Source organism: Ancylobacter sonchi, from assembly GCF_018390695.1.
Classification (GTDB): domain Bacteria; phylum Pseudomonadota; class Alphaproteobacteria; order Rhizobiales; family Xanthobacteraceae; genus Ancylobacter; species Ancylobacter sonchi.
On sequence record NZ_JAHBGF010000016.1, the window covers coordinates 256172 to 276712 of the forward strand.

A 20541-nucleotide genomic window follows, 5' to 3' on the forward strand; every position below is an offset into this window, starting at 1 on the left:
ATCCCCTCAGCTGCGCCGCACCGGCAGGCCGGCCTGCGCGAGCCGATCCTTGGCAGCACCGATGGTGAAGGTGCCGAAATGGAAGATCGAGGCGGCCAGCACCGCGCTCGCCCGGCCGTCGCGGATGCCGTCCACCAGGTGATCGAGCGTGCCGACGCCGCCGGAGGCGATCACCGGCACCGAAACGGCATCGGAAATGGCGCGGGTGAGGGCGAGGTCGAAGCCTTCGCCGGTGCCGTCGCGGTCCATCGAAGTGAGCAGGATCTCGCCGGCCCCCAGAGCCACCACCTCGCGGGCATACTCCACCGCGTCGATGCCGGTGCGATTGCGCCCGCCATGGGTGAAGATCTCCCAGCGGTCGGCTTCGCCGGGCTGAGACACCTTCTTGGCGTCGATGGCGACGACGATGCACTGCTCGCCGAACTTCTCCGCCGCCTCGCGCACGAATTCCCGCCGGTTCACCGCCGCGGTGTTGATCGACACCTTGTCGGCGCCGGCATTCAGCAATGCGCGGATGTCCTCGACCGTGCGCACTCCGCCGCCGACGGTGAGCGGCATGAAGCACTGCTCGGCGGTGCGGCTGACCACGTCGATCAACGTGCTGCGCGCCTCGACGCTGGCGGTGATGTCGAGGAAGCACAGCTCGTCGGCGCCAGCGGCGTCATAGGCCTTGGCCGCCTCCACCGGATCGCCGGCATCGCGCAGGTCGACGAATTTCACGCCCTTGACCACGCGCCCGTCCTTGACGTCGAGGCAGGGGATGACGCGAACCTTGAGCATCGAATCCTCGCTCACGCCGATACTCCCGCGACCAGCGCCAGCGCCGCGCGCGGATCCAGCCTTCCGTCATAGAGCGCCCGGCCGGTGATGGCGCCTTCAAGCTTTTTCGACCGGGGCTCCAGCAGCGCCTTCACGTCGTCGATGGAGGCAAGGCCGCCGGAGGCGATCACCGGGATGGAGATGGCGTCGGCCAGTGCGATGGTGGCCTCGAGGTTGAGGCCCTTCAACAGGCCATCGCGGGCGATGTCGGTGTAGATGATGGCGGCGACGCCGGCATCCTCAAAACGCTGCGCCAGTTCGAGCGCGCCGAGATCGGACGTCTCCGCCCAGCCTTCCACCGCCACGCGGCCATCCTTGGCGTCGAGCCCTACGGCGACGCGGCCGGGGAAGCGGCGGGCCGCGTCCTTCACAAAGGCCGGGTCGCGCACCGCCGCAGTGCCGAGAATGACACGGGTGACGCCCTTCTCCAGCCACGCCTCGACGCCGGCGAGGTCGCGAATGCCGCCGCCGAGTTGCACCGGCATGGCGACGGCCTCGAGGATGCGCTCCACCGCGCCGGCATTTACCGGCTTGCCGGCGAAGGCGCCGTCGAGATCGACGATGTGCAGATAGCGGAAGCCCTGCGCCTCGAACTCGGCCGCCTGTTGGGCCGGATCGTGGTTGAACACGGTGGCGCGTGCCATGTCGCCCTGCTGCAGGCGCACGCACTTGCCTTCCTTGAGATCGATGGCGGGAAAAAGGATCACGGCGTCCACGTCAGGAAATTGGCGAGAAGGGCGAGGCCAAGGCGCTGGCTCTTCTCGGGATGGAACTGGGTGCCGGCGAGGTTATCGCGGGCGACGACGGCGGTGACCTTGCCGCCATAATCGGCGGTCGCCACCAATTGCTCGTCCCGCGCGGCGGCGAGGTGGTAGGAATGCACGAAATAGGCGTCGAGCCCATCCGTGCCGGTGGGGATGCCGGCGAGCAGCGGATGTGGGCGCCGGACGTTCAACGAGTTCCAGCCCATATGTGGGATCTTCAGCGACGGATCATCCGGGGCGATCTTCACGACATCGCCGGCGATCCAGCCAAGACCAGCCGTCTCGCCATGCTCCAGCCCACGCTCGGCCATCAGCTGCAGGCCGACGCAGATGCCGAGGAAGGGCTGGCCCTTCTCGATCACCGCCTCGTTCAGCGCCTCCACCATGCCGTCCACGGCATCGAGACCGCGACGGCAATCGGCATAGGCGCCGACGCCGGGCAGCACGATACGGTCAGCCCGGCGCACCGCCTCGGGATCGCTGGTCACGACCACCCGCGCACCGGAGCCACCCTCCCGGGCAGCACGCTCCAGCGCCTTGCCGGCCGAATGCAGATTGCCGGACCCGTAATCGATCAGCACAACCGTCTCGTTCATCGGGTCCCCGCCTCAGGAAACAGGCCGAGCACCGGGCCCGGCACGGCGCCGATGCCGAGCCGCGCCTCGAAGAAGCGCCGCTCGGCGGCCTCGGCAAAATCGGCACTCACCACACCGGCCTCCTCATAACCGAGCCAGGCGAGCTTACGGCGCCGCAGCGTCGGCAGCTCCAACGCCACGAACAGGTTCGGCACCAGCAGCACCAGAAGAAAGCTGTCACCGAGTTCGACATTGATATAGGCCGCCAGCAACGCGGCCTCGACTGCCGCATAAACCGCGAAAGCCAGCCACAGCCGGTTCGCCAGCAGCACCAGCGGCGCGAAAAATAGCGCCCGCCAGGCGAAGGCCTCGCGCACCAGCACGACCTGCTCGCTCCAGCCTTCCTCGCCGGGAAGCCCGTCCTCGGGCTCGAACACCGTCCATACCGCCATTGCCGGTCCTCCGGGCTCAGCCGCCGAGGCTGCCCTTGGTGGACGGAACCTCGCCCGCCGCCGCCGGATCGATGGCCACCGCCGCCCTCAGCGCCCGCGCCAGCCCCTTGAAGCAGCTCTCGGCGATGTGGTGCGCATTGGCACCGTACAGCGTCTCGACATGCAGGGTGACGCCGGCATTGATGGCGAAGGCCTGGAAGAACTCGCGCACCAGCTCGGTGTCGAACTCGCCGATCTTCGCCACCGCGAACTCGGTGCGGAACACCAGGAACGGCCGGCCGGAAATGTCGAGCGCGACGCGCGTCAACGTCTCGTCCATCGGAAGGTGCAAGCTGGCATAGCGGGTGATGCCGCGCATGTCGCCCAGCGCCTGGCGCACCGCCTGGCCGAGCGCGATGCCGACATCCTCCACCGTATGGTGGAAGTCGATATGCGTGTCGCCCTTCGCCGCAATGTCCATGTCGATCCGCGAATGGCGGGCGAGCAGGTCCAGCATGTGGTCGAAAAAGCCCACGCCGGTCGCAATCGCCGCCTTGCCGGTCCCGTCGAGGTTCACGGCGAGGCGGATATCTGTTTCCTTGGTGGCGCGGGTGATGGACGCCTTACGCATGATCGGGCTCCCGAAAGAGCCGGCGTCTTAGCAGCATTGCCACGCGGGCGCCACATAAAGGCGTCCCGGCCCGGCAAGCGGCTGGGCCGGCTCGTGCTTTGCCGTCATCATCCTCCGCGCCGTCGGTGCCCGACCCTACCCGAACGGACGATCCATGGATCTCGCCACGTTGCGCGCCCGTGCCCCGCTGTTCCTCGCCGTCTTCATCGACATCTTCTCCTTCGGGCTGATGTATCCGCTGATCGTGGCGCTGTTCGGCGGCGGCTGGGTTGCCGAAACCTATGCGCCGGCGACCCGAGACGCCCTGCTCTCGCTTGCCTTCGCGCTGTTTCCGATCGGCATGTTCTTCGGCGCCTCGCTACTCGGCGACCTGTCCGACGCGCTCGGTCGCCGTCGGACGCTGATGCTCTGCATGGGCGGGCTCGCCGCCGGCTACGCGCTGATGTGGGCGGCACTTGAGATCGGGCATCTCTGGCTGTTCTTCCTCGGCCGCCTCGCCTGCGGCCTGATGGCCGGCACGGCGCCGATCGCCCAGGCCTCGGTGGTCGATGCCGCGCCGGAAGACCAGCGCAGCGCCGCCATGGCGCAGGTCGTGCTCGTCAACACGCTCGGCATGGTCGCCGGCCCGGCGATCGGCGGCGTGCTCGGCCATTGGGACTTCCGGCTGCCGCTCGGTCTCGCGCTGGCGCTCTGCCTCGTCACGCTGGCGCTACTGCGCAGCGCGCATTTCGCGAGCGACGAAGCCCGGCGCGTGCTCAAGCTGGACTGGAAGCAGCCCTTCCTGCTGCTGGTGCGCATCGGCGACCGGCCGGCGATCCTGCTGCCCGGCGCGTCCTTCTTCCTGTTCCAGCTCGGTTTCCTGATCTACTACACCTTCATCCTCGTGGAGATGCAGGGCTCCTACGGCTTCTCGACCGCCGAGCTCGGCCTGTTCTCCATGGTGATGGGCATTGGCTGCGCCATCTCCTCCGCCTGGGGCTTCAGAACGCTGCGCGCCCGCTTCGCCAGCGACAAGCCGGTGACGCTGATCGGCCTCGCTCTGTGCGGCCTGTTCGTCGCGGCGAGCGCCTTGCCTATCCCGGCCGCCGGGCAGGTGGCGCTCGCCTTCCTGTCGACCTTCAGCAATATCTTCGCCTTCATCACGCTGCTAACCGCCATCTCCTCCTCGGTGGACGAAAGCGAGCGCGGCTGGGCGCTCGGCGTCGCCAATGCCGAGGTGGCGCTGTCGGTGTTCGTCGCCGGCCTGCTCACCAGCCTGCTCACCCTGTTCTCGAGCGATGTCTTCCTGCTGCTCGGCGGGCTGATCGTGCTCACCAGCCTCCTCCCCGCCGTGCGGATGCGGGTGGCGGGCTGACGCATGCGGCTGGTTGCGAAACGGTGGCTCGTCGCTAAGTAAGAGCTCTGTTTCGGAGTTCCCCATGCACAGCAGCGGTTTTCCCACCCAGCACGCCCCCGACACCATCTACGGCACCACCATCGTCTCGGTACGCGACGGCACGCGCGTCGCCATCGGCGGCGACGGGCAGGTGACGCTCGGGGCGACGGTGATGAAGTCGAACGCCCGCAAGGTACGGCGGCTCGGCAAGGGCGACGTGATCGGCGGTTTCGCCGGCGCCACCGCCGACGCCTTCACCCTGTTCGAGCGGCTCGAGGCCAAGCTCGAGCAATATCCCGGGCAGTTGCAGCGCGCCGCCGTCGAACTCGCCAAGGATTGGCGCACCGACCGCTATCTGCGCCGGCTGGAAGCGATGATGATCGTCGCCGACGCCAGGATCACCCTGGTGCTGACCGGTACCGGCGACGTGCTGGAGCCCCAGCACGGCATCGCCGCCATCGGTTCGGGCGGCAACTATGCCCTGGCGGCCGCCCGCGCGCTGGCCGACAGCGGTCAGGATCCGGAGGCGATCGTGCGCAAGAGCCTGGAGATCGCCGCCGACATCTGCATCTACACCAACGGCAACCTCACCATCGAGACGCTGGATGTCGCGTGAGCCCGGCCCGGCCGGAGCCTGCGCCATCGTCACAGACATCTGCCCAACACCGTTCGGCGACGCGCTCGCGACGAGACGGACCGCCGAGAGGACCTTGAGCCCATGAACAATTTCTCGCCCCGCGAAATCGTCTCGGAACTCGACCGCTACATCGTCGGCCAGCACAAGGCCAAGCGGGCGGTGGCCATCGCGCTGCGCAACCGCTGGCGGCGCCAGCAGCTGCATGGCCAGCTGCGCGAGGAGGTTCTGCCGAAGAACATCCTGATGATCGGCCCGACCGGCGTCGGCAAGACCGAGATCTCCCGCCGCCTCGCCAAGCTGGCCGGCGCGCCCTTCCTCAAGGTCGAGGCCACCAAGTTCACCGAGGTCGGCTATGTCGGCCGGGATGTCGAACAGATCGCCCGCGACCTGCTGGAGATCGGCATCAGTCTGGTGCGCGACGCCAAGCGCAAGGAAGTCGAGGCCAAGGCGCATCTCGCCGCCGAGGAGCGGGTGCTCGACGCGCTGGTCGGGTCGACCGCCTCGCCCGGCACCCGCGAGAGCTTCCGCAAGAAGCTGCGCGACGGCCTGCTCGACGACAAGGAAGTCGAGGTCGAGCTGGCTTCCGGCGGCGGGCAGGGCATGCCGATGTTCGAGATTCCCGGCATGCCGGGCGCGCAGATGGGCGCGATCTCGATCGGCGACATGCTGGGCAAGGCGTTTGGCGGCCGCTCCAAGCCCCGCCGCGTCACCGTCAAGGACGCGCATCCGCTGCTGCTGTCGGAGGAGGCGGACAAGCTGATCGACCAGGACGCCATCGTGCAGGAAGCGATCCGCTCGGTCGAGGAGAACGGCATCGTCTTCCTCGACGAGATCGACAAGATCGCCGGTTCCGAGCGGCGCGGCGGCGGCGACGTCTCGCGCGAGGGCGTGCAGCGCGACCTGCTGCCGCTGATCGAGGGCACCACCGTCTCGACCAAGCACGGGCCGCTGAAGACCGACCACATCCTGTTCATCGCCTCGGGCGCCTTCCACGTCTCCAAGCCCTCCGACCTCTTGCCGGAGCTGCAGGGCCGCCTGCCGATCCGCGTCGAGCTGGAGCCGCTGTCGCGCGAGGATTTCAAGCGCATCCTCACCGAGACCGAGGCCAGCCTCGTCAAGCAGTCGGTGGCGCTGATGGACACCGAAGGGGTGACGCTGGACATCACCGAGGACGCGGTGGAAGCCATCGCCGACCTCGCGGTGGAGGTGAATGCCACGGTGGAGAATATCGGCGCCCGCCGCCTGCAGACGGTGATCGAGCGGGTGCTGGACGATCTGTCCTTCACCGCGCCGGATCGGGCAGGCGAGACCGTGACGGTCGATGGCCCCTATGTGCGCGAGCGGGTCGCCGACCTCGCCAGCAACACCGATCTCAGCCGTTTCATCCTGTAGAACGGCTGTTTCACGTGAATCCGTGAAGGATCAGCCCGGCCGGCTCAGGATCTTGAGCCGGCCGAGCAGCTCGGCGACCGCCTCCTGCGGCAGGGTGGCGATCTCGCGGGCCAGAACATTGGCGAGCTCGGTCGCCTCCGGCGACAGGCCGGCGGTGTCGACCACCACGCGCGGGTCCGACATCTCGGCCAGCATGCGCAGTGCTTCCGCCTCGTCCCAGATGACGTTGAAATAGGCCATGATGCGCTGGAGCATCAGCCAGGTCGGCTGGCCGCGCTTGCCGTGCTCCAGCGCTGAGAGGTAGGCGGCCGAGACGCCGATCTGCTCCGCCATCTGGCTGAGCGTCACGCCGCGCTCCGCCCGCATCTCGCGCATGCGCCGGCCGAACGGGGTCAACGCGGCACCTCCCGTACCCGACGCAGGCGCACATAGAGCGCGCCCTCGCCGCCATGGCCGCGACCGGCGGTCTCGAAGCCGATGACGACATGGCGCAGCGCCGGCTCGGCCAGCCATTGCGGCACCAGCCGGCGCAGCACGCCGCGCTCGCCTTCGCCGAACAGCGACGCTGCCCTGCCGACAGCCGGGCCACCTCCCTTGCCGGTGATCACCAGCACCACCGCGAGGCCCTGTCCCTGCGCCGAACGCAGGAAGGCGCCGAGCCGGTGATGCGCCGCCGCCTGCGTCAGGCCGTGCAGGTCCAGGCGGGCATCCACCTCGGCGCCGCGCGTCAGCCGCCGCCGCAGCTTCGGCTCCAACGGTGCCAACGGGGGAGGAGCGGGCGGACGCGGTGGCGATACGGGCTTAGGTAGCGCCGTCGCGACGGGTTTTTCCTTCGGCGCCGCCTCTTCGGCGACCAATTCGGCGAAGCCCGGCTCGGGTCGCGGCATCGCCGGCGGCTCCGGGCGCAGCCGCCTCACCGAGCGGGTGACCTGCTCCCACAATGCGCGCTCCTCGGCAGCCAATCCCCGCCGGCGGCGGGAGGTGCGGGGAGGCTGGTCGTCCTTGTCGCTCATTGCCCGTCGATCCCCGGCGGACGGCGGGACGGGCGCGGCGCCGGATGCGGGCGGAACGGATCGACCGAACGAGGAACCAGCACGGCGAAGTTGCCGGGGTCCTTGATGCGGCCGGCTATCGAACCGGCCTCGGCGCCGGCGCCGAAGAAGATGTCGGCGCGCGCCGGGCCCACGATCGCCGAGCCGGTGTCCTGCGCAATGGTCAACCGGCGGAACGGCTGCGACGCGCCGTCCGCGCCCAGCGGTAGCTGGGCATCGAGGAAGATCGGCGTCCCGTAGACATGGATGCGCTTGTCGACGGCGATGGAGCGCTCGGCCACCAGCGGCAACCCCTGCGCGCCGACGGCGCCATCGCTGTCCGACAATTGGTCGGCGATGCGGAAGAAGACATAGGAATGGTTCTCGCGCATCAGCGCCTTTCCCTCCTCGGGATGCGCGGCGATATAGGCGCGAATGGCGTCCATCGACATCTTTTCCCGCGGAACGATGCCTTTCTCCACCAGAATGCGACCGACAGGCGTGTAAGGCTGGCCGTTATGGCCGTCATAGTTCAGCCGCAGCAGCCGTCCGTCCGGCAGCCGGACCCGCACCGAGCCCTGGATCGCGGCGAAGAAGGCATCGGCGGGATCGCGGATGAAGGCGACCTCCAGCCCCTTCCCGGCCAACGCGCCGTCGTCGATGGCGGCGCGGTCGTAATAGGGCACGCGGACGCCGTTCTCCTCGCGAAACGCCTTGCCACGATTGGCCGGCACGCCGTCCTGCGAGGGGATTTCCAGGATCAGGTCGGGCGGCCGGCGGTAAAGCGGCGTCGCATAGTCGTCGGTGCGGGTCCGCGAGCCGGCGACCTCCGGTTCATAATAGCCGGTGAGGAAGCCCTGATCGCTGGTAAGCGGGGCGACGCGCAGCGGCCGGAACTCCCGCTCGAAGAAGGCGCGTGCCCTCGCCTCACTCAGCCGCGCGGGCAGACGCGCTGCCTGTCGGCAGGTGCGTTTCAGCGCGGTAAAGACCGGGCGCGCGGGATCGACGAGATCGGAGCCGGAGCGGATCTTGCCGCAGCTACGCCGGAAGGCGGCGAGCGCCGCGCGCGGATCGTCCTCCCGCCAGCCGGGCAGATCGGCAAACGCCAGCGGCTCCACCGCCGCATCGGCGAAGAGCGGCGGCGCCGGGGACGGCACGGCCCTGGCCTGCACCGCCGGCGAAACGAGGATCAGTCCGGCCGCGAGCAGGGGCCGCAGGATGGGGGCGAGCGCTAGCACCCGGCCAGCGTATCAGGAAGCCGCCTCGGTCGCGACGAGCTTCCAGTTGGGATCGCGGGCGCCGAGATCGCGGGAGAAGGTCCACACATCGGTGACATCCGCCACCAGTTCCGGATCGCCATCAACCACCTGGCCGTTGCGGTCGCGCGTTACCGAGATCAGCTGCGACAGGAAGCGCACGGTGATCTGCGCCGTGCGGCCCTTCACCGACGCTTCGGTGACATCCGCCTTCTCGATGCCGACGAAGCGGGTCTCCATCTTCTCGCCGCGCGTCTCGCGCTCGGTGATGGCGGCGGCGAAGCCGTCGAACACGTCGCGGGCCAGCAGGTCCTTCAGCGAGGCGCGGTCTCCCTCGGCGAAGGCAACGACGATCATCTCATAGGCGGCACGCGCGCCGGTGAGGAAGTGCTTGGCGTCGAAGCCGCGATCCTGGGCGGCGATGGCATCAAGGCCGTTGGCCACCGCCGAGCCGATCTCGGCGACACCCGCCCAGCGCTGCGGCGCCGGCTCGGATTCGTCGACCGGTTCCACCGGGGCAGGAGGGACGGCCTGCTCGCCGTTGCGATCCGGAAAATTGATGATCTTGTCCGCGCCGGACTCGCTGCCGACGGGCGCCTTGGCGGCGTCGCGCCGCGAATAGGGATCATAAGGAGGGCGCTCGCGGCCGGTCCGCTGACCGAGCACGCTGCGCAGCCGGATGAAAATGAACACGGCCAGCGCCAGGAATATGATCGTATAAATATCGAACACTTCGCTTTTCGCCGTTGTCGTCGCCCCCGGGGCGACCGGAAGCGAGGGGTGTGTCACGCCGCCGCCCGGTCCAATCCGGGAAGACGCCTTCCATGCTATTTACGTCGTTCTGGCGATTTCGCCAGTCTCCCCGCATCACGGGTTGACCCAACGACACCATCTTGCCGGTTCGTCCTTATCCGACAATTCGATGAATGAGTAGAGCACGACCGTTCCATGCGGCAAAGCCGCGCCGGCGGCGGCGGGCTCCGGGCCGCCTCGCGGAGCCGCCTTGTGAGCGGGGGGCAACCGTGTTAGCCACTCTCGCCCTTCAAGCCCTGCCGTCGGCACAAATGCCGGCGCCGCAGCGCATCCCGCCGACGCGAGGCGCCGCCGGACGGTGGCGCACGGAGATCATAATGGCCGAGAACGACGCGACCCCCGCCATGCCCACGCTGCATGTGCTGACCCAGTACATCAAGGATCTCTCCTTCGAGAATCCCGGCGCGCCCGAATCGCTGGCGCCGCAGGGTCAGCCGCAGATTGGCATTCAGATCGGCGTGAACGCCCGCCCCGTCCGTGAGGGCGAGTACGAGGTCGAGCTGAAGATCGAGGTGAAGGCCGAGATCCAGAACAAGACGCTGTTCGCGCTGGAGCTGCTCTATGCCGGCGTGTTCCGCGCCCAGAACGTGGCGCAGGAGACCGTGCATCCCTTCGTTATGATCGAATGCCCGCGCATGCTGTTCCCGTTCGCGCGCCAGATCGTCGCCGACACCGTGCGCAATGGCGGCTTCCCGCCGCTGATGATCGATCCGGTCGACTTCGTGACGCTCTATCGCCAGCGCATGGCGAAGACCCCGCCGAGCAACGTGCTCGCCTCCTGACGAGACCCGTCGCGTCGCCGCCTTGCGGCAGCGGATCAGCCCGGCTGGTCCGCTTGCGGTGCGGCGACGTAGTCGGTCCAGATCGCTGCATCGCCGAGCGTGCGCACGAACGCCGCATGGGCGGCTATCTCCGCTTCCGACAGGCGCGGAGCCAAAGGCGCCGTCCGGGTGAGCACGACCAGCTCCAGCCCTTCCGCCGTCGTTTCCGTGGTCGTCTCGGCCACGGTGAGGCCCAGCGCCGTCTGGCGCCCGCCGGCCAGCTCGGCATAGACGTCCGCCAGCAATTCGGAATCGAGCAGCGCGCCGTGCTTGGTGCGGCGCGAGCCATCGATGCCGTAGCGCGCCATCAGGTCGTCGAGGCGGTTCGAGGCGCCGGGATGGCGCCGGCGCGCCATGGCGAGCGTGTCGATCACCCGGTCGAAGGTCAGCGGCGGCCGACCGGTTCGCGACAGCTCGGCATTGATGAAGCCGATATCAAACGAGGCGTTGTGGATCACCAGCGGCGCATCGCCGATGAAGGCGAGGAAATCGTCGACGACCTGCGCGAATAGCGGCTTGTCGGACAGGAACTCCGCCGACAGCCCGTGCACGTTGAACGCCTCGACCGGCATGTCGCGCTCGGGATTGATGTAGACGTGGAAATTCTGCCCGGTCGGGATGCGGTTGAAGATCTCGACGCAGCCGATTTCCACCAGCCGGTCGCCGCGCAGCGGATCGAGGCCAGTGGTTTCGGTATCGAGTACGATCTCGCGCATCGCATCACTCCTGTGTGGCAGTCAGTTGGCGAACCAGTTCGGCGACGGCGGCACGGGCCGCCTCGATGCCGCTGCCGGTGTCGATGAGGTAGTCGGCGCGCCGCCGCTTTTCCGAATCGGGAATCTGCTTGGCGAGAATCGCCTGGAATTTCTCTTCCGTCATGCCCGGCCGGGCCAGAACCCGCGCGCGCTGCACAGAATGCGGCGCCGAGACCACCGCCACCGCATCGACGCGCGCCTCGGCGCCGGTCTCGTAGAGCAGTGGAATGTCGAGCACCGCCAGCGCGGCCTCGTCGAGGCGCGCCTTTTCGAGGAAGGCCTGTTCGCGCCGGCGCACCAGCGGATGCACGATGGCCTCGAGCCGCTTCATCGCCTCGGCATCGTGCAGCACGCGGGCGCCGAGCCTCGCCCGGTCGACATGCCCGTCGACCGTAACGCCAGGAAACGCGGCTTCCACCGGCTCCACGCCCTCATGGGCATAGATGTCGTGCACGGCGGCGTCGGCGTCATGGACGGACACGCCAAGCTCGCGGAACAGGCCGGCGGTGGTCGACTTGCCCATGCCGATCGAACCGGTCAGCCCGAGCCGGAACGGCCGGTGCCTCCCGATCTTCGTCGACGTCACGTGAGCTGCCCCTTGGCCCTCAGATCCTCAACCGCCAGCGCCCGCAGCGCCGGCGTCACCTGCGGCGTCACCCCGAACCAGCGCTGGAAACCCGGCGTCGCCTGGTGCAGCAGCATGCCGAGTCCGTCCACCGCCGCGAGGCCGCGCGCCCGGGCTGCGCGCAAAAGCGGCGTCTCCAGCGGTACATAGACGGCATCGGTCACCACCGCGTCCGGCGACAGCAGCGACAGGTCGATATCCAGCGGCGGCTGGCCCTTCATCCCGAGCGAGGTGGTATTCACCAACAGCCGGGCGCTGGGCAACGTGCCGGCGAGATCGCGCCAATCCACCGGCAGCACCTTGTCGCCGAACTGTGCCCGCAGCGCCTCGGCACGCGACAGCGTACGGTTCGCCACCGTGACGCGGCCAATGCCGCGGCTGAGCAGGCCATAGACGATCGCCCGCGCAGCGCCGCCCGCTCCGAGCACCACCGCTTCGTCCAGCGCCCGGTCCCAACCGGGCGCGGCGGCGTCGAGATTGGCAAGGAAACCATGCACGTCGGTATTGGCGCCGTGCAGCCGTCCGTCGGCAAGCCACAGCGTGTTCACCGCCCCCAGGGCCTCGGCAACGGGATCACGCTCCACGGCGGCGGCGAAGGCGGCCTCCTTGTGCGGCACGGTGACATTCGCCCCGACAAGGCCGCTGGCGGCGAAATCGGCGAGGAAACCGGCGATTTCTTCCGGCGGCACGTCGCGCCGGCCATAGCTGCCGTCGATGCCATGTTCGGCGATCCAGTAGCCATGGATCAGCGGCGAGCGCGAATGGGCGACCGGATGGCCGATGACGACGACGGCACGTGTCACAGAAGATCTCCACGGGCGCGCAGGAAGGCCAGCAGCGGGATGAGCGGCAAGCCGAGGATCACCATGTGATTGCCCGTCACCTTCTCGAACAGATGGATACCGAGCCCTTCCAGCTGGTAGCCGCCGACGCTCGACGACACCGAAGGTCCCGCCTCGGCGAGATAGGCGGTAAGCGCCGCCTCGCTGAGCTCGCGCATGGACAGCAGTGCGGATTCGACGGTGCGGAACACCACCTCGCCATTGAGCGCCACCGCGATGCCGGAATGCAGCGCATGGGTATGGCCGGCCAGGCGGCGCAACTGCTCGGCGGCGGCGGCAAGATCCACCGGCTTGTGGAAGCGCTCGTCGCCGAGCGCCAGCGTCTGATCGGCACCGATGACGAGGCGGCCGGGGCGCAGCGCGCTTCCGGCAAGCGCCTTGGCGATCGACAGTTCCACCGCGATCTTGGCCGGCGAGGCCCCTTCCCGCAGCAGCCGGTCCTCTATGCCGCGCTCGTCGACCTCGATGCTCACGGTTTCGACCGGCAACCCGGCCGCCGCCAGCAGCGAGAGCCGGGCGATGCTCTTGGAAGCCAGCACCAGCGCATCGCTGGCCTGCCACAGCGAATGGGTGTCTCTCACGTCGCGCTCCGGCATCAGCCCCTGTTCTCCGCCAGCTTGCGACGATGTTCCTGCAGTAGGCCGATGATCGCCGCCGCGGTTTCCTCGATCGAGCGGCGGGTGACGTCGATCACCGGCCAGTCGTTGCGCGCGCATAGCCGCCGCGAGAAGGCGATCTCCTCGGCGACGGAATCCCGATCAATATAGGAATCGTTGGACTGGCCGGCATTGAGCCCCATCAAACGGTTGCGGCGGATCTCCACCACCCGCTCGGCACTCGCCACCAGCCCGACCACCAGGGGACGCCTCAGCTCGGCGAGGCCCGACGGCACCGGGATGTTAGGCACCAGCGGGATGTTGGCGGTCTTGATGCCGCGATTGGCGAGATAGATGCTGGTCGGCGTCTTCGACGAACGGGAAATGCCGAGCAGCACGACATCGGCGGCCTCGAGCCCGTCGGTGTGCTGGCCGTCATCGTGCATCACGGTGAAGTTCATCGCGTCGATACGGCGGAAATATTCGCCGTCGAGCTGGTGCTGGCCGCCGACGCGCGGGGTCGGCGCGCCACCGAGATAGGCCTGGAACAGCCGCACCACCGGCGCCAGCACCGAGAGCACCGGGATGCCATTGTCGAGGCAATAAGCCTTCAGCCGGTTGCGCAGCTCCGGTTCGGTCAGGGTGTACAGCACGATACCGGGATATTCGTCGATATCGCTGAGCACCTTGTCGAGCTGCTTGTGGGTGCGCACCAGCGGATAGATGTGCTCGATCGGCTTCACCCCGCTGTACTGCGCGGCGGCGGCGCGGGCGACGCTGATCAGTGTCTCACCGGTCGAATCCGACACGAGGTGCAGGTGATAATAGTTCTCGGCCGGTCGGGCGCTGTCGGTCACGGAGCCATCCACAGGGCTGTGCATAGGCTGGGAACAAGCCATGTGCCGGGGACGCTGGCAAGGGCCCGCCTGGGGATGACGGGGGAATCCATCCACATAAGTGCCGGCTGTGGGCGATCCGCGCACCGCGAAGCGAACTGTGAGGATAAGCCGCGCCGACTAATCCAAGCCCTTGAAATATCCGAGCTAATCAGCGGCGTGGGAATCGGGGAAAACGGCGAGGAGCTGGGGGCTGGTTGCCCGATCCGAGGAACCCGGCTAATGCCCACCCACAAACACTGAAGACTCTCATTTAAAGAGATTAATGAAGTATGAAAGGCGTGGTGGACGACATGCTTCCCCGATCGATCATCCTTCAGGCTCTCGCCGGCCATGTCCCGGACCGCACGCCGGTCTGGATGATGCGCCAGGCCGGGCGCTATCTGCCGGAATATCGCGAGCTGCGCGCCAAGGCCGGCGACTTCCTGTCCCTCTGCTACAATCCCGACTACGCCACCGAGGTAACGCTCCAGCCCATCCGTCGGTTCGGCTTCGACGCGGCGATCTTGTTCTCCGACATCCTGGTGGTGCCGCACGCACTCGGCATGAAGCTCGCTTTCGAAACCGGCGAAGGGCCGCGGCTCGATCCGGTCGGGAGTCTTAGCGATCTCAAGGGCTTGCGTGAAACGCTGGACCCTTCTCGCACCTCGCCGGTCTTCGAGGCGGTGGCGAAGATCCGCGCCAACCTGCCAGTCGAGACCGCATTGCTCGGCTTTTGCGGCGCGCCCTGGACAGTGGCGACCTACATGATCGCCGGGCGCGGCACCCCCGACCAGGCGCCGGCCCGCATTGCCTCGCTGATGGATCCGGCCTTCTTCGACGCCCTGATCGACCGGCTGGTCGAGGTCTCCGCCGACTATCTCGTCGGGCAGCTGGAGGCCGGCGCCGACGCGGTGCAGATCTTCGATTCATGGTCCGGCGTGCTCGATCCGGAAAGCTTTGTGCGGTGGACGATCAGGCCGATCGCGCGGCTGGTGAGGCTGGTGAGGACGAAGCGGCCGGGTGCGCGCATCATCGCCTTCCCGAAGGGGGCGACGCTGGCCGGTCTCATCCGCCTCGTCGAGGAAACCGGGGTCGACGCGGTCGGGCTGGACTGGACCGCCGAGCGCAAGGCGGTGCGCCTCGCCCTTGGTGGCAAGGTGGCGCTGCAGGGCAACCTCGATCCGCTGGCGCTGATCGCCGGCGGGGCGGGCCTCGATGCCGCCATCGACGCGCTGATGGCCGACCTGCGCGGCGCGGCGCATATCTTCAATCTCGGCCACGGCATCCGTCCGGAGACGCCGATCGCCCATGTCGAGCAGATGCTGCGGCGGGTCAGGGGCTACTGACCGCCTCGGGATCGCGCTTTTCGGACGCCAAACCGCCTCCTTCGCCGCTGGAACCGCTCGCAATGCTCTACGACTGGATCAAGGCGCTGCACATCCTCGCCGTCATCTCCTGGATGGCGGGGATGCTCTATCTGCCGCGGCTGATGGTCTATCACTGCGACGCGCCGGCGGGCTCGCCGCAATCCGAGACCTTCAAGGTCATGGAACGGCGGCTGCTCAAGGCGATCATCAACCCGGCCATGGGTGTCACCTGGCTGGCAGGGCTGTGGCTGGCCTGGCAGGGCGGCTGGTGGGTGGCGCCGTGGTTCCACGCCAAATTCGCGCTGGTGCTGGCGATGAGCGGCTTCCACGGCTTCCTGACCGCGCGGGTGCGGGATTTCGCCGAGGACCGCAACACCCGTTCGGCGCGGTTCTACCGGGTGGCCAACGAGGTGCCGACGCTGCTGATGATCGCCATCGTGATCCTGGTGGTGGTGAAACCGTTCTGATCGCGCTTCCGTGTTCGGCCTCGCCTCCCCGGCGCGCGGAAACCGTATTGGGTGGGCTTGCGCGGAATCGCGGGCTTGCCTATGGTGCGCTCTCTTCCACGAAGCTGGCTGACGCATCGCTTTCATCGGCATCTTCCCAGGGTGCCGGCCGATGGGTCGGACAGGAGGCGGGCTTCTTGCCGGCCCGGTCCGCAGACCAGCGCTTCCCTTACTCCCCGATTGTCCGGGCCGGATTCCGATCCCCCCGGAAACATCCAAACACCGAGGCCCTTTCCCATGGGGGAAATGAAGCTCCAGGACCTCAAGTCCAAGACCCCGGCCGAGCTGCTCGTCACCGCCGAGGAACTTGAGGTCGAGAACGCCAGCACGCTGCGCAAGCAGGAGCTGATGTTCGCCATTCTGAAACAGCTGGCCGCCCGCGAGACCGACATCATCGGCGAAGGCGTCGTCGAGATCCTCTCCGACGGCTTCGGCTTCCTGCGCTCGCCGGACGCCAACTACCTGCCCGGGCCCGACGACATCTATGTCTCGCCTTCGCAGATCCGCCGCTTCGGCCTGCGCACCGGCGACACCGTCGAGGGGCAGATCCGCTCTCCCAAGGAGGGCGAGCGTTATTTCGCGCTGCTCAAGGTCAACACGATCAATTTCGAGGACCCAGAGAAGATCCGTCACAAGATCAACTTCGACAACCTCACCCCGCTCTACCCCGACGAGCGGCTGAAGCTGGAAATCGAGGATCCGACCCGCAAGGATTTCTCGCCGCGGATCATCGATATCGTCGCGCCGATCGGCAAGGGCCAGCGCGGCCTGATCGTGGCGCCGCCGCGGACGGGTAAAACCGTTCTCCTGCAGAACATCGCCCAGTCGATCACCACCAACCATCCCGAGTGCTACCTCATCGTGCTGCTCATCGACGAGCGGCCGGAGGAAGTCACCGACATGCAGCGCTCGGTGAAGGGCGAGGTGGTGTCCTCCACCTTCGACGAGCCGGCCCAGCGCCACGTGCAGGTGGCGGAGATGGTGATCGAGAAGGCCAAGCGCCTGGTCGAGCACAAGCGCGACGTGGTGATCCTGCTGGACTCCATCACCCGCCTCGGCCGCGCCTACAACACCGTGGTGCCGTCCTCCGGCAAGGTGCTGACCGGCGGTGTCGACGCCAACGCCCTGCAGCGCCCCAAGCGCTTCTTCGGCGCGGCGCGCAACATCGAGGAAGGCGGCTCGCTGACCATCATCGCCACCGCGCTGATCGAGACCGGCTCGCGCATGGACGAGGTGATCTTCGAGGAGTTCAAGGGCACGGGTAACTCCGAAGTCATCCTCGACCGCAAGGTCTCCGACAAGCGCGTGTTCCCGGCCATCGACATCACCCGCTCGGGCACCCGCAAGGAAGAGCTGCTGGTACCGAACGACGTGCTCAAGAAGATGTACGTCCTGCGGCGTATCCTCAATCCGATGGGCACGGTCGACGCCATCGAATTCCTGCTGGACAAATTGCGCCAGACCAAGACCAATGGCGACTTCTTCGACTCGATGAATACCTGAGGCGATTACCTTACGGGAAGCACCGGACGGCGAAGGCCGGCGGTGCTGACCCGGAGACCTGCGGCGGATCGGCGAACCTCTGGCAGCGGAGACGGCCATGGCGATGCGGTGGAGCCTTCTCGTTCCGGCAAGTTCGATCTTGCTGGCGAGCTGGATTCTGCCGGCCGCGTCGGCCCTTGCCACTCCGATCACCGGCGGCATGGCCGAGCGCGAGCCGCCGGCCGCGGTGCTGTGGATCACGCTGCTGACCATTGCCGGGCTGAGCCTCGCCATGTCGTGCCGGCGCTGGTGGCTGCCACTGATGCTGTGGGTGCCGGTGGCCTTCGCGGTGTCACTGATCATCGCCGAGCTCGCCGACCCGGTGATCGGCGCGGCGATCCGCGAGGAGCTCGGCGGCTTCTACGTGTTGCAGGCCGATCTGTGCGCCGCGCTGGCGATCATCGTGCCGCTGGCCTTCGCCAATAGCCGGTTCGACCGCCAGGATGTCGACAAGCGTCGCAACCGCCGGCTCGGGTGAGGGCGAGGCCGGGCTCGGCGGTTTTCCACATGGCATCGATGCGTTTATCGTGGCGGGTGAGGGTCGCTCCCCTCCTTCGCAGGATGGCGGTCGATATTCGGCAACCGCAGCGAGTCACGTGATCGATTCGCTACCGGAATGATGCCTCTCACATTTGACTCAGGGCAGCCGTTTCGGACTCGATCCGATGGATGGGTCGTAGGATGCGGTTTTGCCGTCACGGGCGATTTCTGTGGCGCTACGGCGATGGGGCGATTTTGTCCCCGATTTATCCACAGGCTTGCGCACAGGATGCGCACAGCGGGTGTCTTTGCCTGATTCAGCTCGGCGTCGGGCGGTCGAGCAGGGCCGCGAGCGCACTCGGCTCGGTGACCGGCAGCGAGCAGGTGGCCTCGCGGCAGAAGAAGGCGGACGCCTCGTGTGCCGCCTGTGCCTTCGCCGCCGCCGGATGGGCGGCGGGAAGCTCGGCGGCATCGGTGACGCGCGACAGCACCGCGTCGATCAGCGGCAATTTGCGCGCGGCGTCCCAGAGTGCGTCGGCCGCCGGATCGCCAGCGGCGCCGATCACCACGATCTCCGGCGCGCGCAGTCTTGTGTCGAGCGCGTTGAGCAGGCCGGCATGGCTGTAGAGCTGCGGCGCCGCGCGAGGGAGAAGGCCATCGAACAGCCCGTCGAGACGGGTACGCCAGCCTTCGTCGCCGGTCAGCGCGGCGAGATGCGCCAGCACCCGTGCCGCCAGCGCGTTCGGATTGGTGACGGCATCGTCCATGGTGGCATCGGGACGCAGGATCAGCCCCTCGGCATCGTCGGCGGTGAGGTAGTAGCCGCCATCCGGCCCGGCGTGATGGACATCGAGCGCCCGCATCCAGCTGACGGCACGGTCGAGATAGAGGGCATCACCGGTGGCCGCGTGCAGTGCCAGCGCCGCGCCGGCCATGGCGGCATAGTCCGACGACAGGCCGGGCTGCACCAGCTTGCCCTGCCGGTAGCTGTGGCCGAGCCGGTCGCCGCGCGCCATGTGGGCGACGACGAAATCGAAGGCGCGGCGGGCCAGTTCCAGCCATTCCGGCCGGTCGAGCCGGCCGGCCGCACGGGCGAGGGCGGCGATCATCAGCCCGTTCCAGTCCGCCAGCACCTTGTCGTCGCGACCGGGCGGCACGCGCCTGGCGCGCACCGCCAGCAGCTTGTCGCGCAACAGTGCGAGGCGGATCTCGTCGGCGCCGGAGCGTGGCAGTTCCTTCAATCGATTCGGGATCGAAACGCCTTCCCAATTGCCGAATGGGGTGATGTCGTAGTGCCGGGCGAAGAACTCGGCATCCTCGGCTCCCAGCGCATCGAGCAGCTGCTTCAGCGTCCAGACATAATAGCGGCCCTCATGCCCTTCGGAATCGGCGTCGAGGCTGGCGGCGAAGCCGGCGGTGTCGCTTGCGCCCGGCACCAGCATTTCGCGTTCAAGCCAGCCAACGGTTTCCTCGGCGCGCTGGCGGAACAGCGGTTCGTGCGTCTCGACGAAGGCCAGCGACAACAGGTCGAGCAGCTGGGCGTTGTCGTAGAGCATCTTCTCGAAATGCGGCACCAGCCAGTGGTCGTCGACTGCGTAGCGCGAATAGCCGCCGCCAATGTGGTCGTAGATGCCGCCCTCGCTCATGGCGTCGAGCGCGTGCAGCGCCTCGTTGCGCAGCCGCTCGCGGCCGGTGCGCTCATAGGCGCGCCAGAGCAGCTCGAGGAACGGCGTGTTGGGGAATTTCGGCGCGCCCTTCAGCCCGCCATGCTCGGGATCCATGATGCCGAGGATGCGGCCGGCGACGTCGTCGAGCTCGTTGGTGCCGATCACCACCCGGCCTTCGGGGCGGGCTCGCTCGCGCAGCCGATGTAGCAGCGCCTCGCGATTGGTGGCGATGCGCGGGTCGCCCGACGCATAGGCATTGGCCATGGTCTTCAGCACATCGGTGAAGGCCGGCTGGCCGTAGCGCGCCTCCTTGGGGAAATAGGTGCCGCCCCAGAACGGCGCGCCCTCGGCATCGAGGAACATGGTCATCGGCCAGCCGCCGGAGACGCCGAGCTGCTGCAACGCCGCCATGTAGATCTGGTCGATGTCGGGGCGTTCCTCGCGGTCGACCTTGATGTTCACGAAAAGCTCGTTCATCACCGCCGCGGTGGCGTCGTCCTCAAAGCTCTCATGCGCCATGACGTGGCACCAGTGGCAGGCGGCGTAGCCGACCGACAGCAGTACCGGGCGGCCGCTGCGTTTCGCCTCCTCGAAGGCGGCCGGCGTCCATTCCCACCAGTCGACGGGGTTGTCGGCGTGTTGCAGCAGATAGGGGCTGGCGGCGTCGGCGAGGCGGTTCGGCACGGCGTCTCTCCCGTCGGACGAGGGCATCGGGCGCAAATGGCGAATCTTCAACTT

23 protein-coding genes are annotated in these 20541 nt (G+C 67.9%); 8 read left to right on the forward strand and 15 right to left on the reverse strand.

The window, feature by feature from the left end; genetic code table 11:
• Positions 1 to 6: 6 nt before the first annotated feature.
• Genes hisF through hisB form a run of 5 tightly spaced genes read right to left on the reverse strand, consistent with a single transcriptional unit; the run spans position 7 to position 3220 of the window.
• Positions 7 to 780, reverse strand: coding sequence for an imidazole glycerol phosphate synthase subunit HisF (gene hisF / locus KHC28_RS08555; protein WP_214008179.1), 774 nt, complete (start codon positions 778 to 780; stop codon positions 7 to 9).
• An 11-nt stretch (positions 781 to 791) separates the two neighbouring features.
• The gene (gene hisA / locus KHC28_RS08560; RefSeq protein ID WP_214007912.1) at positions 792 to 1526 is read right to left on the reverse strand and encodes a 1-(5-phosphoribosyl)-5-[(5-phosphoribosylamino)methylideneamino]imidazole-4-carboxamide isomerase; all 735 of its coding nucleotides are present in this window, start codon (positions 1524 to 1526) and stop codon (positions 792 to 794) included.
• Complete coding sequence (hisH, locus tag KHC28_RS08565) at positions 1523 to 2179, reverse strand: imidazole glycerol phosphate synthase subunit HisH (protein ID WP_214007913.1); 657 nt, start codon at positions 2177 to 2179, stop codon at positions 1523 to 1525. The genes hisA and hisH overlap by 4 nt, the downstream gene beginning before the upstream one ends.
• The gene (locus KHC28_RS08570) at positions 2176 to 2610 is read right to left on the reverse strand and encodes a DUF2628 domain-containing protein (RefSeq protein ID WP_214007914.1); all 435 of its coding nucleotides are present in this window, start codon (positions 2608 to 2610) and stop codon (positions 2176 to 2178) included. The genes hisH and KHC28_RS08570 overlap by 4 nt, the downstream gene beginning before the upstream one ends.
• Before the next feature lie 16 nt (positions 2611 to 2626).
• Positions 2627 to 3220, reverse strand: coding sequence for an imidazoleglycerol-phosphate dehydratase HisB (hisB, locus tag KHC28_RS08575; protein ID WP_214007915.1), 594 nt, complete (start codon positions 3218 to 3220; stop codon positions 2627 to 2629).
• A gap of 154 nt (positions 3221 to 3374) precedes the next feature.
• On the opposite strand from hisB, the gene KHC28_RS08580 reads away from it, so the two are divergent.
• From KHC28_RS08580 to hslU, 3 genes are all read left to right on the forward strand, one after another.
• A complete protein-coding gene (locus KHC28_RS08580; RefSeq protein ID WP_214007916.1) occupies positions 3375 to 4574 on the forward strand; it encodes an MFS transporter in 1200 nt (399 codons plus the stop codon).
• Between the two features lie 64 nt (positions 4575 to 4638).
• A complete protein-coding gene (gene hslV / locus KHC28_RS08585) occupies positions 4639 to 5211 on the forward strand; it encodes an ATP-dependent protease subunit HslV (protein ID WP_214007917.1) in 573 nt (190 codons plus the stop codon).
• Between the two features lie 102 nt (positions 5212 to 5313).
• Positions 5314 to 6624: an ATP-dependent protease ATPase subunit HslU gene (gene hslU, locus KHC28_RS08590; protein WP_214007918.1), complete on the forward strand. Its 1311-nt coding sequence runs from the start codon at positions 5314 to 5316 to the stop codon at positions 6622 to 6624.
• A 30-nt stretch (positions 6625 to 6654) separates the two neighbouring features.
• Here the strand turns inward: hslU and KHC28_RS08595 are convergent, their stop codons facing one another.
• Genes KHC28_RS08595 through KHC28_RS08610 form a run of 4 tightly spaced genes read right to left on the reverse strand, consistent with a single transcriptional unit; the run spans position 6655 to position 9643 of the window.
• On the reverse strand, positions 6655 to 7020 hold the full coding sequence (locus tag KHC28_RS08595) for a helix-turn-helix domain-containing protein (RefSeq protein WP_214007919.1): 366 nt from the start codon (positions 7018 to 7020) through the stop codon (positions 6655 to 6657).
• Positions 7017 to 7637, reverse strand: coding sequence for a Smr/MutS family protein (locus tag KHC28_RS08600; RefSeq protein WP_214007920.1), 621 nt, complete (start codon positions 7635 to 7637; stop codon positions 7017 to 7019). The genes KHC28_RS08595 and KHC28_RS08600 overlap by 4 nt, the downstream gene beginning before the upstream one ends.
• Complete coding sequence (mltA, locus tag KHC28_RS08605; RefSeq protein ID WP_312893136.1) at positions 7634 to 8893, reverse strand: murein transglycosylase A; 1260 nt, start codon at positions 8891 to 8893, stop codon at positions 7634 to 7636. Before mltA ends, KHC28_RS08600 begins: the two co-directional genes overlap by 4 nt.
• 12 nt (positions 8894 to 8905) lie before the next feature.
• Positions 8906 to 9643 carry a Tim44/TimA family putative adaptor protein gene (locus KHC28_RS08610; protein ID WP_214007921.1) on the reverse strand — a complete coding sequence of 246 codons (738 nt, stop codon included), beginning with the start codon at positions 9641 to 9643 and terminating at the stop codon, positions 8906 to 8908.
• Positions 9644 to 10041: 398 nt separating this feature from the next.
• Here KHC28_RS08610 and secB point away from each other — a divergent pair, with 398 nt between their 5' ends.
• Complete coding sequence (gene secB, locus KHC28_RS08615) at positions 10042 to 10506, forward strand: protein-export chaperone SecB (RefSeq protein WP_214007922.1); 465 nt, start codon at positions 10042 to 10044, stop codon at positions 10504 to 10506.
• A gap of 35 nt (positions 10507 to 10541) precedes the next feature.
• On the opposite strand, the gene dnaQ is transcribed toward secB, so the two are convergent.
• From dnaQ to KHC28_RS08640, 5 genes are read right to left on the reverse strand one after another with little or no spacing between them, the layout of a single operon-like run.
• Positions 10542 to 11261 (reverse strand): DNA polymerase III subunit epsilon, encoded by a 720-nt coding sequence (dnaQ, locus tag KHC28_RS08620; protein WP_214007923.1) that lies wholly within the window; start codon positions 11259 to 11261, stop codon positions 10542 to 10544.
• Between the two features lie 4 nt (positions 11262 to 11265).
• Positions 11266 to 11886 (reverse strand): dephospho-CoA kinase, encoded by a 621-nt coding sequence (coaE, locus tag KHC28_RS08625; protein WP_312893137.1) that lies wholly within the window; start codon positions 11884 to 11886, stop codon positions 11266 to 11268.
• Positions 11883 to 12728 carry a shikimate dehydrogenase gene (locus KHC28_RS08630; RefSeq protein ID WP_214007924.1) on the reverse strand — a complete coding sequence of 282 codons (846 nt, stop codon included), beginning with the start codon at positions 12726 to 12728 and terminating at the stop codon, positions 11883 to 11885. The genes coaE and KHC28_RS08630 overlap by 4 nt, the downstream gene beginning before the upstream one ends.
• Complete coding sequence (locus tag KHC28_RS08635; RefSeq protein WP_214007925.1) at positions 12725 to 13363, reverse strand: Maf family protein; 639 nt, start codon at positions 13361 to 13363, stop codon at positions 12725 to 12727. Before KHC28_RS08635 ends, KHC28_RS08630 begins: the two co-directional genes overlap by 4 nt.
• Positions 13363 to 14220, reverse strand: a complete 858-nt coding sequence (locus tag KHC28_RS08640) for a pyruvate, water dikinase regulatory protein (protein ID WP_312893139.1) — start codon at positions 14218 to 14220, stop codon at positions 13363 to 13365. Before KHC28_RS08640 ends, KHC28_RS08635 begins: the two co-directional genes overlap by 1 nt.
• Positions 14221 to 14552: 332 nt before the next feature.
• Between KHC28_RS08640 and hemE the strand changes: the two genes are divergently transcribed.
• From hemE to KHC28_RS08660, 4 genes are all read left to right on the forward strand, one after another.
• The gene (gene hemE / locus KHC28_RS08645; RefSeq protein WP_214008182.1) at positions 14553 to 15587 is read left to right on the forward strand and encodes a uroporphyrinogen decarboxylase; all 1035 of its coding nucleotides are present in this window, start codon (positions 14553 to 14555) and stop codon (positions 15585 to 15587) included.
• 62 nt (positions 15588 to 15649) lie between these two features.
• Positions 15650 to 16075 carry a protoporphyrinogen oxidase HemJ gene (gene hemJ, locus KHC28_RS08650; protein WP_214007927.1) on the forward strand — a complete coding sequence of 142 codons (426 nt, stop codon included), beginning with the start codon at positions 15650 to 15652 and terminating at the stop codon, positions 16073 to 16075.
• A 276-nt stretch (positions 16076 to 16351) separates the two neighbouring features.
• Positions 16352 to 17617 carry a transcription termination factor Rho gene (gene rho / locus KHC28_RS08655; protein ID WP_213352391.1) on the forward strand — a complete coding sequence of 422 codons (1266 nt, stop codon included), beginning with the start codon at positions 16352 to 16354 and terminating at the stop codon, positions 17615 to 17617.
• A 97-nt stretch (positions 17618 to 17714) separates the two neighbouring features.
• Positions 17715 to 18134 (forward strand): hypothetical protein, encoded by a 420-nt coding sequence (locus KHC28_RS08660; RefSeq protein WP_246564520.1) that lies wholly within the window; start codon positions 17715 to 17717, stop codon positions 18132 to 18134.
• A gap of 319 nt (positions 18135 to 18453) precedes the next feature.
• Here the strand turns inward: KHC28_RS08660 and KHC28_RS08665 are convergent, their stop codons facing one another.
• Entirely contained in the window at positions 18454 to 20487 is a 2034-nt protein-coding gene (locus tag KHC28_RS08665; RefSeq protein ID WP_214007928.1) for a thioredoxin domain-containing protein, read from the reverse strand.
• Positions 20488 to 20541: the final 54 nt, after the last annotated feature.

Bases quoted from the DNA above. Each gene is read 5' to 3' on its own strand.
- hslV (WP_214007917.1), top strand. From the start codon at position 4,639: ATGCACAGCAGCGGTTTTCCCACCCAGCACGCCCCCGACACCATCTAC.
- hemJ (WP_214007927.1), top strand. From the start codon at position 15,650: ATGCTCTACGACTGGATCAAGGCGCTGCACATCCTCGCCGTCATCTCC.
- KHC28_RS08580 (WP_214007916.1), top strand. From the start codon at position 3,375: ATGGATCTCGCCACGTTGCGCGCCCGTGCCCCGCTGTTCCTCGCCGTC.
- hslU (WP_214007918.1), top strand. From the start codon at position 5,314: ATGAACAATTTCTCGCCCCGCGAAATCGTCTCGGAACTCGACCGCTAC.
- hemE (WP_214008182.1), top strand. From the start codon at position 14,553: ATGCTTCCCCGATCGATCATCCTTCAGGCTCTCGCCGGCCATGTCCCG.
- KHC28_RS08600 (WP_214007920.1), bottom strand. From the start codon at position 7,637: ATGAGCGACAAGGACGACCAGCCTCCCCGCACCTCCCGCCGCCGGCGG.
- KHC28_RS08660 (WP_246564520.1), top strand. From the start codon at position 17,715: ATGGCGATGCGGTGGAGCCTTCTCGTTCCGGCAAGTTCGATCTTGCTG.
- hisH (WP_214007913.1), bottom strand. From the start codon at position 2,179: ATGAACGAGACGGTTGTGCTGATCGATTACGGGTCCGGCAATCTGCAT.
- KHC28_RS08635 (WP_214007925.1), bottom strand. From the start codon at position 13,363: ATGCCGGAGCGCGACGTGAGAGACACCCATTCGCTGTGGCAGGCCAGC.
- hisB (WP_214007915.1), bottom strand. From the start codon at position 3,220: ATGCGTAAGGCGTCCATCACCCGCGCCACCAAGGAAACAGATATCCGC.
- dnaQ (WP_214007923.1), bottom strand. From the start codon at position 11,261: ATGCGCGAGATCGTACTCGATACCGAAACCACTGGCCTCGATCCGCTG.
- KHC28_RS08570 (WP_214007914.1), bottom strand. From the start codon at position 2,610: ATGGCGGTATGGACGGTGTTCGAGCCCGAGGACGGGCTTCCCGGCGAG.
- hisF (WP_214008179.1), bottom strand. From the start codon at position 780: ATGCTCAAGGTTCGCGTCATCCCCTGCCTCGACGTCAAGGACGGGCGC.
- secB (WP_214007922.1), top strand. From the start codon at position 10,042: ATGGCCGAGAACGACGCGACCCCCGCCATGCCCACGCTGCATGTGCTG.
- rho (WP_213352391.1), top strand. From the start codon at position 16,352: ATGGGGGAAATGAAGCTCCAGGACCTCAAGTCCAAGACCCCGGCCGAG.